Raw genomic sequence first — 3351 nt, 5'->3', positions numbered from 1 at the left:
CCGGCACCTGGTAGGTCGCGCCACCGACGCGGCGGCTCTTGACCTCGAGGGTGGGCTTGACGTTGTCGAGCGCCCGCTTCAGCGTGATGACCGGGTCGTTGCCGGTCTTCTCGCGGCAGCCCTCGAGGGCTTCGTACACAATGCGCTCGGCGAGCGACTTCTTCCCGTCCTTGAGCACCTTGTTGACGAGCTGCGTGACGAGCGGCGACCCGTACACCGGATCGATGATGAGCGGTCGCTTCGGCGCGGGGCCTTTGCGAGGCATCAGCTCTTCTCCTTCTTCGCGCCGTACCGGCTGCGGGCCTGCTTGCGGTTCTTCACGCCCTGCGTGTCGAGCGACCCGCGAATGATCTTGTAGCGGACGCCGGGGAGGTCCTTCACCCGGCCGCCGCGAACCAGCACGATCGAGTGCTCCTGCAGGTTGTGACCGACGCCCGGGATGTAGGCGGTCACCTCGATCTGGCTCGTCAGACGCACGCGAGCGACCTTGCGCAGCGCGGAGTTGGGCTTCTTCGGAGTAGTCGTGTAGACGCGGGTGCACACGCCGCGGCGCTGGGGGCTTCCCTTGAGGGCAGGAGTCTTGGTCTTGCCGACCTTGTCCTGACGGCCCTTGCGGACCAACTGCTGGATCGTGGGCACCGGTTCTCCGAAGTCTCTCTCGTACTCGCGTCGCTCGTCACTGATCATTGCATTCCGTACTACCGTGCCGGTGGCTCCGTAACCCGAGGTCGGGCGTGTCGGAGACTCCCTCACGGCATTGGCCTTTGCCCGACATGGCGCCGTTCGGGATGGGCCTTCGTACGCGGCTGGCGGCCTCCGCCCGAACTGTTACCGGACCGAGAACTATCACCTGGGCACACGCGGCAGCCCGGGGGACCCGGGCACGAACGTCGAGATTACCGGCTAGCCCAACCGAGCGTCAAAACGACCCCGACCCCCTCGGCTTGGAGCACCGCGTGGTGAGTTGCGCTCGAAGGCGAGGCTCTCGGGACCGCCTCGGGAACTCGGCGTCAAGACTCACGCTCGCAGGCGTCCCCGCGATCATGTAATTACCGTGGATCATGTAATTCCCGTGGATCTCTACCGCACCTTCCAGCGCGCATTACATGATCCACGGGAATTACATGATCGCGGGTTGGCCTACCGGTCGTACCTGCCCAAGTCGAACTCCTCGAGCGGGACGGCCTGGCCCGTACCGGTGCCGAAGTGGCCGTAGTCGACCTCTTCGTAGCCCGGCATGGCGTACATCGCGCTCTTCGCCTCCTCGGTGGGCTCCACCCGGATGTTCCGGTACCGGGGCAGACCGGTGCCGGCCGGGATGAGCTTTCCGATGATGACGTTCTCCTTGAGGCCCAGCAGCGGGTCGCTGCGGCCCTCCATCGCGGCGTTCGTGAGCACCCGGGTCGTCTCCTGGAACGACGCCGCCGACAGCCACGAGTCCGTGGCCAGCGACGCCTTGGTGATACCCATCAGCTCCGGCCGGCCGGACGCCGGCTGACCGGACTCGGCGACCACCCGCCGGTTCTCCTCCTCGAACCGGGCCCGCTCGACCAGCTCACCGGGCAGCAGCTCGGCGTCGCCGGACTCGATGATCGTCACCCGCTTGAGCATCTGGCGGACGATGACCTCGATGTGCTTGTCGTGGATCGACACGCCCTGGCTGCGGTACACGTTCTGAACCTCGTCCACCAGGTGGATCTGGACCGAACGCGGTCCGAGGATGCGCAGCACCTGCTTGGGGTCGACGGCGCCGACGATGAGCTGCTGCCCGACCTCGACGCGCGAACCCTCCTCGACCAGCAGCCGCGACCGCTTGGAGATCGGGTAGGCCAGCTCCTCGGACCCGTCGTCCGGCGTCACGATGAGCTTGCGCGCCCGGTCGGTCTCCTCGATCCGGACCCGGCCGGCGGACTCCGAGATCGGCGCCACGCCCTTCGGCGTCCGGGCCTCGAACAGCTCCTGGACACGCGGCAGGCCGTGGGTGATGTCCTCACCCGCGACGCCACCGGTGTGGAACGTCCGCATCGTCAGCTGCGTGCCCGGCTCACCGATCGACTGGGCGGCGATGATGCCCACCGCCTCGCCGATGTCGACGAGGATGCCGGCCGCGAGCGACCGGCCGTAGCACCGGGCGCACGTGCCGACCTTGGACTCGCAGGTCAGCACCGACCGCACCTTGAGCTCGCGGATCCCGTTCTCGATCAGCAGATCGATGCTCGGGTCGCCGAGGTCGGTGTTCGCCGGAAGGACCACCTTGCCGCCGACGACGACGTCCTGCGCCGACGAGCGCGCGTAGACGCTGGTCTCGACGTCGTCGTGACGGCGCAGCTGCCCGTCCGCCCCGTCGACGGCGATCGGCATGAGCAACCCGCGCTCGGTGCCGCAGTCCTCCTCGCGGATGATGACGTCCTGCGCGACGTCGACCAGCCGCCGGGTGAGGTACCCGGAGTCCGCGGTCCGCAGCGCGGTGTCCGCCAGACCCTTCCGGGCACCGTGCGTGGAGATGAAGAACTCCAGCACCGACAGGCCCTCGCGGAAGTTGGACTTGATCGGGCGCGGGATGATCTCACCCTTGGGGTTCGCCACCAGGCCGCGCATGCCCGCGATCTGCCGCATCTGCATCCAGTTACCACGGGCACCGGACGACACCATCCGGAAGATGGAGTTCGTCTTCGGGAGGTTGCCCTCCATCTCCTTGGCGACCTCGTTGGTGGCCTGGGTCCAGATCTCGATGAGCTCCTGACGGCGCTCGTCGTCGGTGATCAGACCGCGCTCGTACTGCGCCTGGACCTTCGCAGCCTTCGACTCGTAGGTCTCGAGGATCTCCTGCTTCCGCGGCGGCGTGACGACGTCCGAGATGGAGACCGTGACGCCGGACCGGGTGGCCCAGTGGAAGCCGGCCTCCTTGAGCGCGTCGAGGCACGCCGCGACGGCGACCTTCGGGTACCGCTCGGCCAGATCGTTGACGATCGCCGAGAGCACCTTCTTGTCGACCTCCTTGTCCACGAACGCGTAGTCCGTGGGGAGGGTCTCGTTGAACAGGGCCCGGCCGAGGGTCGTCTCCAGGACGAACGGCTGCCCGGGCTCCCAGCCCTCCGGCGCCTCCCAGCCGTCCGGCGGCACGACGTCGTCGAACCGCAGCCGGATCTTGGCTTGCAGGTCCAGCTCCCGCGCGTCGTACGCCATGATCGCCTCGGCGACCGAGCTGAACGCCCGGCCCTCGCCCGGAGCGTTCTCCTTCGGCAGGGTCAGGTGGTACAGCCCGATGATCATGTCCTGGGTGGGCATGGTCACCGGCCGGCCGTCGGCGGGCTTGAGGATGTTGTTGCTGGACAGCATGAGGATCCGGGC

3 protein-coding genes are annotated in these 3351 nt (G+C 67.7%); all 3 read right to left on the bottom strand.

Annotation, left to right across the window (positions count from 1 at the left end):
- The coding region (locus AC08OU_RS16870; RefSeq protein WP_476605279.1) for an uS7 family ribosomal protein at window positions 1–265 on the bottom strand (265 nt) is incomplete at its 3' end.
- Window positions 265–639 carry a 30S ribosomal protein S12 gene (gene rpsL, locus AC08OU_RS16865; RefSeq protein WP_088289628.1) on the bottom strand — a complete coding sequence of 125 codons (375 nt, stop codon included), beginning with the start codon at window positions 637–639 and terminating at the stop codon, window positions 265–267. The genes AC08OU_RS16870 and rpsL, both read right to left, overlap by 1 nt.
- Before the next feature lie 501 nt (window positions 640–1140).
- Window positions 1141–3351 (bottom strand): DNA-directed RNA polymerase subunit beta' (locus AC08OU_RS16860; protein WP_476605278.1); only part of this gene is annotated, 2211 nt, incomplete at its 5' end.

It is taken from the genome of Frankia sp. CcMO1, from assembly GCF_977945845.1.
Note: the sequence above shows the minus strand (reverse complement) of the source record. Positions and strands in the feature narration are given on the sequence as shown.